Annotated in this window: 2 protein-coding genes; one reads left to right on the top strand and one right to left on the bottom strand. The window is 47.1% G+C overall.

Annotation, left to right across the window (positions count from 1 at the left end):
* Nucleotides 1-146: 146 nt before the first annotated feature.
* Nucleotides 147-2,240, bottom strand: coding sequence for a BT4734/BF3469 family protein (locus BN161_RS25785; protein WP_044271769.1), 2,094 nt, complete (start codon nt 2,238-2,240; stop codon nt 147-149).
* 445 nt (nt 2,241-2,685) lie between these two features.
* Between BN161_RS25785 and BN161_RS25790 the strand changes: the two genes are divergently transcribed.
* Complete coding sequence (locus BN161_RS25790; protein ID WP_044271771.1) at nt 2,686-3,309, top strand: HU family DNA-binding protein; 624 nt, start codon at nt 2,686-2,688, stop codon at nt 3,307-3,309.
* The last annotated feature ends 147 nt before the right edge of the window (nt 3,310-3,456 follow it).

Raw genomic sequence — 3,456 nt, forward strand, 5'->3', positions numbered from 1 at the left:
GGTTTTTCAATAATAAGTTTGCATAGTTTGTCAGCACTTCAGCACAACTCCATTTAATCTATTGAAACAGAAACGGTTGCCGTATGACGGCAACCGTTGTGATAAGTGACGGCAAACCGTTTGTCGTCACACTGAAAAATAAATTATTATAACTTTTCTACCCGGTATATAATGCCTTTGCAAGTTCGCTTGTATTCCAGGTTATTCTTCCGCAATATCCTTCCGAAGTGATTTACATTGCTTGCAGTCAGCTTGATATCTTTATTCTTACTCCGTAGATGTTCCAGTATTTGCATGGGAGACAAGTATTCGCCTTCTTCTCCCTCCTCTGGTGAACGAAAATAACAATGGAATAACTGCTCAACCGGGCTCATTTGCTCGAATTCCTGGTTCGTTTCACGCAAAATAGCCTCATCGGCATCATCAAACCAATAACGTTCGCCCTTTACGATGGCTTCCATCGCCTGTGCATAGAGTTGGCGGTAGTTGATGGTTACGTTTGTATCAATCGGTGCGGTCACTTCTATGCAGATGAAACGGCGGCTGCCGCTCGGATCGGTCAGCAAGTCTTTCTGATTGCTTGTCCCGATGAACGAGGCATAGCGCCGCATTTCCTGTATGCTGCTGCCATACGGTTTGCGCAGGTTGGCAACGGGCTTTTGCAATAAATGCTTCAGAAAGCCCTGCTGATTGATGCTGACCTGGTCGAATTCATCGATGTTGATCAGCATAAAGCGCCCCAGGTATAGTTCCGCATCCCGTTTGCTCTTGAAGTCCAGGCTGTCGGTGTAGCCGAAACGGAGTTCGGGTGGGAGAATGATGCGGCAATAGGTGGATTTCCGAAAACCCTGCGCGCCCACCAATAGGGGAGATGTACTGTTGGAATGCAACTTATCGAGCCCCCTCCAATGCGCCACCATATTCAGGAACCAACGGTAGAAAAGTTCCCTCCAATGAGGGTTGTTGCAAGGTACAAGGTCGGCCAATGCGCGGATGCGGTCTTTTCCGTCCCAGCGGCCCAGATTGCAGAGGTAGTCTTCCACCGGATTATAAAGCGGTACTCGATTGGAGGATAAATACCTGTTCACATCCCTGTCCCACACACGGATACCTTCTTGCAGGGCATCCATTGCCACGCTGTTTTTTACACGCTGGTCAACGGGCTGGAAATAAAAATGAATGGAGTCCCGTTGCCGGTATTCCAGGTCGCTCGTCAAAGCATTGAAACGGAATTCGTACCTGCGTTCCATAAATTCATTTAGTCGGAAAGCAGTATCTTGTTCCGGTGTCAGCGATTTTCTTTTGCCAAATCCTTTGCATTCCTGATAGAGGTTGTGGACAGTTGTCCGCACGGTTGGTTCGTCCGCCTGCTTGAAATAATGTATCATGACTTGGCGTACAGTCTCTTCCTCCGGTATGCCTGCCTTGAAACAGTGTTCTGCCAGGCACACCAGCAGTTGCTGCAAGTCGTCGCCCCGTTTCCATTCTTCCATTTCATTCAGTGCTTTGCTGAGGGTTGTTTCAAACAATAATGTGAAGGTCTGCGAGGTTTCGTAACCCGGTTTCAGTCTTGACAATGGGTTCTTTTCCGTCAGTTGGCGTTGCCGGAAAGTTTCTTCGCCGGGCATACCGAAGGGCTGCTCAAGGCAGAAAGGAATGGCTTGCCGGTTGAAGTAGGGATATGCATCAAGCGTCATGCGGCAGCTTTGCGTCATAGAAGGCTCTCGCAGCGTGATGGGAAACGGCAATATGGGCTGGTAGCATTGCACTGCCATGCGGTAGGCGTGTGCGTGAAAAGACTCCATGTTTTCTTCTTTCACCGGCAAATTTCCGTCCGGCAGGGCGAATTTCACCCAGATTTTCACACTCCGTCCACTGCTTCCGGCAAAAGCCGCCCAAGTTTGCGGTAACAAAGCCGCCTGCCGTTTCACCAGTTCCACTTCGGACAATCCGGCCAAATGGTTTACTTCCAACATCACTACGCCGTTGTAGTGTTTCAGTTTTCGCCCGTTGTCTCTGCTTCTTCCGAATTCCACGGAGGGATAAATGCGCGGCAACTTGTCGATGTGTTCATAGTATCCTCCGCTGTCAGGATTCGTGTAAAGGAGCATGGAGCGCAATCTTGTGACGTGTTCCTCTTTGGTTTCTGTTTTTATCCGGTCTATCCATGCGTCAGCTTCGCAGGTGCTGAGGGTTTCTTTTCCACTCTCCCGGTCTTCTCTGATAAGAGTTATTTTCATCCGTATATGTGTTTTGAAATAATTGAGCAATAAGGGTTATTCCTTAGCGACCGCAAGGTACGCATAATATGCGCTGAAAGCAAATTATAAATGCCTTTTATGATTCTATTTATCCTTAAAGACTGTCGTCCTAAATGCATGAGAAAAATTAACGAATACTTAAGGGAAAACTTGCTTTTGCCTTATTGATTTTGTATCTTTGCTTACTCTAAAACTTCGTCCTGCAATTGCGGGCCCGACGGTTTCGATATGGGAACCAAGTAGCCTGCAACTGCCCACCGGACAGCCCGCAATTGCAGGACGAAGTTTTGGAATAAGTATAAGAACATTTATCCTAAGCCAAAAGCACAAAAACGACAGACTATCTGCACATTTCTCTGCCTTGTTTTGGCTTTCAATCACTTAAGAAGAACAGTATTAACCCTTTAAACAGAAACAAAAAACAATGGCAGCACAGTATGACTTCCAAAGAAGACCTAACCCGAAGGGTGACGGTGAATTACAACCCTTGTATCCACGTATCGTGAATAAAGGTACGATTGACACAGAGCGTTTGGTTAGTGACATTTCCCGAATGTCCAGTTTCAGCCCCGGTGACATCCATGGTTTGTTGGCGGCGATAGAGGATCGGGTTTCATATTATTTATCCGAAGGACACCACGTTCAGTTGGGCGACATGGGATATTTTTCGGCAGGCCTGCAAGGCCGTCCGGTAATGGACCCGAAAGAAATCCACGCGCAGACTATCTTTTTCGGCAAAGTACATTTCCGTGTATCACCCGATTTCCGCAAGCGGTGTGCCGGTTCTGTGGAGCGTGCCAAATATGGTTTCCGTAAGAGTGCGGAGCTTGGCGGTGCCGAGCGTTACCGCCGTTTACTGGTGTTTTTGGAGACGCATCCCTTCATTACACGCAAAGATTACAGCTGTATCACGGGACTTTTGAAGAATAAAGCACTGGATGACCTCAATTTGCTTGTGGAAAAGGGATATTTGAGCACAATCGGGCGTGGTTCGCATAAAGTGTATGTACGTGCTGAACCACAGGAGGTTAAATCGGAAAATCCGTAAATATATCGAAAAAAACAGTGCTGATAAACAGTTTGTCAGCACTGGTTGCAACGGTTGCCAGCACAAGGCAACTGTTTGTTTTATTGTATATTAGCTGTCTTAGTGCTGGAGTGCTGACAACTATCGAAAAACTTTCATTGTGCAGCC

Origin of the sequence: Bacteroides timonensis (assembly GCF_000513195.1) — a bacterium.
Lineage (GTDB): Bacteria > Bacteroidota > Bacteroidia > Bacteroidales > Bacteroidaceae > Bacteroides > Bacteroides timonensis.